Source organism: Verrucomicrobiota bacterium (assembly GCA_016871495.1).
GTDB lineage: Bacteria > Verrucomicrobiota > Verrucomicrobiia > Limisphaerales > VHDF01 > VHDF01.
In genome coordinates, this window is record VHDF01000190.1 from 1 (window position 1) to 2345 (window position 2345).

Genomic DNA, 2345 nt, shown 5'->3' on the forward strand with positions numbered 1-2345 from the left:
TACTCCCTCACCCACCGCGCACGCTCCGCGCCGCGGCTCGCCGAAACTCCACCAGGATCGCTCTTCATGCCCTCACCATAACCCATCCCCAGTCCCTCCGAACAGATGCGCCCCGCTTACCGCTTACAAAAGGGCGGCGACTACATCCTGCAAATTCGCGGCAACCAGCCCACCTTGGAGGCTTATGCGAAAAAGCAACTGGCCTCAGCTCCCCCCCTTTATCCGAAACCGACTGCGGTCACGGAAGGATCGACGAGCGCCAGCTCCGAACCGTACCCACCGATGCCGAAGCCTGCGATTTTCCGGAAGCGCGCCAACTTCTGAGGGCTCAAACCAGGGACCTGAGCGACCCGCAACCAGCTTCAGCGCAAGGCGTAGCCACCACTCCCGTTGCGGGTGAAGTGTTGCCAGCCCAGGGACCGAACATCATCCGACATTTTATCACCAGCCTCGACCGAGCCGATGCCGATCCTAAAAGGCTGGCGAATGCGATTCGAGGCCACTGGGGTTGCGAGACTCAGCATTGGCGGCGCGATGTCCTCTGGCGCGAAGACAAGTGTTTGTTGAAAAGCCCCAACGCCGCCTGTGCCTTGGCACTCCTGCGGGTCGGACTGCAAGCCCTCCTCATCGGCGTCGGCCGTAGCTCACTGCCCAGCGTCTTCGAGGATGCCAGCGCCGACCCAGCCCTGGCCCTCAGCTGGCTCAAAGAACGCAACTTGCACACATGAAGCAAAAAGCCCTGGTGGGCGGCGTGCCCAAGCTGGCGGATGTCGGTTTGGTCGCAGCGGTGGATGAGGCGCAGTCTTTGGTGGGGACGGCGGGTTACATCGCGCCGGAAGGACCGGGAACATCGCAGGCCGATCTCTACGCGTTAGGCAAGGTGCTGTATGAAGCGGCGTTCGGGAAAGATCGCGAGGGAGAGTTTGTCAACGGTGGGGTCCAGCTTCACGACGAACTGGGACCGTGAAAACAACACGGCGCCGGCGCCGACGCGACCGTGAGCCGCGAGCGCAGGGTTGACTTTCAGGCTGTTGTGACACAATTTGGGCCACATGAAAACGGCCACGGCCAGAGAACTAAAGCATGGCCTTTCCGCGATTCTCGACCTGGTTGAAAGCGGCGAGTCGGTTTGCATCAAGCGGTATGGGCACGTCATCGCTCGACTGATTCCCGAGAAGAAAACGAACCGTTCGTTCATCGGTGGAAACGCGGGAGGACCTTCATTGCCGGGTGATTTCAATAAACCGACGGAGGAGCCGCATTGGTGAAATACCTGTTGGACACGTCCGTGTGGTTCCTGCTTTCGCAGGAGCCGGATCGGTTGCCAACGAAGTGCCTGCAATTGGCGCGAACCGAGGCCGAGTTGGGGTTGAGTTGTGTCTCCTTGAGGGAAATTGCGTGGAAACAAGCGCAAGGGAAACTGGATCTGGGCAAGCCCCTTCTGGCCTGGTTGTCCACCGCGCTGACGCCCCAGATTCGATTGCTGACTATCACGCCGGAAGTGGCCGCTGATTCCGCGACGCTGCCTCACTTCCCCAACAAAGATCCCTACGATCAAATGATTGTGGCCACGGCGCGACAGAACAACCTGACGATCATTTCCAATGACGATGCGTGGAAGAACTACGCCGGGGCCCAGATTCTGTATTTCAAGCCGGCTGCGCCAAAAACAACCTGATTGAGCTACGCTCTCCCAAGAGGCGGGGACACGGTGGAGCGCGTCCTTGGCCGCGCTGCGCAATTACCGCGGCGCCGAAGTCCGCTCCACGATCCACCGGTAATCCACGTCCGTCATATGGACCGCCCCGACTGGCGCCACCACCCGCACCAACCGCATCGTCTACGACGCCAACGGAGTCGATCCCATCGAGGCGCACAGGCCGGGCGACGTCCTGCTCTCGAGCAACGTCTTCAACGCCTTCCACCAAGTCACCACCAACATCACCGACGCCGGCGGCATCTCCATCACCCTGGTCTACGACAACCTCTCCCGGATCACCCCAAGATCTATCGCGACGGCGGATCCGAAGGTTTCGGCTACTCGCCCCTCGGGCTCGTCGCCCACACCAACCCCCTCGGCCAGGTCACACGTAACGCCTAGCCCGCATATTTCATGGCGCGATCGATTTTAGGAATTTGGAGGGCAAGATTTTCCTGAGACGCGGCGGAATGGGCGTTGGAGGGCTGGTGGTGGGGTGACGACAAGGGGGAACGGCGGTATCGCGGGTGAAAACTCGACTTTGCGGGCGTTTTTGACGACGGCGCAGCTTTCGGAGATTTTCCGAATCCCAATCGCCTACGGGTTGTGGTGTCGGCGGCTAATCACTCCACAAGGCCGCGGCCAT

Annotated in this window: 4 protein-coding genes; all 4 read left to right on the forward strand. The window is 60.6% G+C overall.

What is annotated here, in order from left to right:
* Nucleotides 1-401 precede the first annotated feature (401 nt).
* The 4 genes from FJ404_19730 (at nt 402) to FJ404_19745 (ending at nt 1678) form a co-directional block, all read left to right on the forward strand.
* Entirely contained in the window at nt 402-728 is a 327-nt protein-coding gene (locus FJ404_19730; protein ID MBM3825076.1) for a hypothetical protein, read from the forward strand.
* Nucleotides 725-967 carry a hypothetical protein gene (locus FJ404_19735; protein ID MBM3825077.1) on the forward strand — a complete coding sequence of 81 codons (243 nt, stop codon included), beginning with the start codon at nt 725-727 and terminating at the stop codon, nt 965-967. Before FJ404_19730 ends, FJ404_19735 begins: the two co-directional genes overlap by 4 nt.
* An 85-nt stretch (nt 968-1052) precedes the next feature.
* Complete coding sequence (locus FJ404_19740) at nt 1053-1268, forward strand: type II toxin-antitoxin system prevent-host-death family antitoxin (GenBank protein ID MBM3825078.1); 216 nt, start codon at nt 1053-1055, stop codon at nt 1266-1268.
* Nucleotides 1262-1678: a type II toxin-antitoxin system VapC family toxin gene (locus FJ404_19745; GenBank protein MBM3825079.1), complete on the forward strand. Its 417-nt coding sequence runs from the start codon at nt 1262-1264 to the stop codon at nt 1676-1678. The genes FJ404_19740 and FJ404_19745 overlap by 7 nt, the downstream gene beginning before the upstream one ends.
* Nucleotides 1679-2345 lie beyond the last annotated feature (667 nt).